The sequence below is a fragment of the Buchnera aphidicola (Pemphigus obesinymphae) genome (assembly GCF_026122815.1).
Lineage (GTDB): Bacteria > Pseudomonadota > Gammaproteobacteria > Enterobacterales > Enterobacteriaceae > Buchnera_C > Buchnera_C aphidicola_BJ.
Genome location: NZ_JAIWQW010000105.1, coordinates 1 through 345 on the forward strand (window position 1 = coordinate 1; position 345 = coordinate 345).

Sequence of the window (345 nt, forward strand, 5' to 3'; positions counted from 1 at the left end):
GAAGTATATTTAAATTCTGATTTGCAATATGGATCACCTTATATTTTAAATGTGAGTTTTAATTATGTTGAAGGTGAATCTTTAATTATGGCTTTAAAAGATTTAGCAGTTTCTTCTGGTTCGGCTTGTACATCTGCTAGTTTAGAAGCTTCTTATGTATTAAAATCTTTAGGATTAAAAGATGAATTAGCTCATAGTTCTATTAGATTTTCATTTAGTCATTTCACAACTTTTGAAGAAATAAATTATGCAATTTTATTAATTAGGAAATCAATTAAAAAATTACGAGATCTTTCTCCACTATGGGAAATGTTTCTATCTGGAATTGATTTAGATACTGTAGAA

Annotated in this window: 1 protein-coding gene; it reads left to right on the plus strand. The window is 26.4% G+C overall.

Annotation, left to right across the window (positions count from 1 at the left end):
• On the plus strand, positions 1–345 hold a 345-nt coding region (locus tag LDP10_RS03315), incomplete at both ends, for an aminotransferase class V-fold PLP-dependent enzyme (protein WP_265197295.1).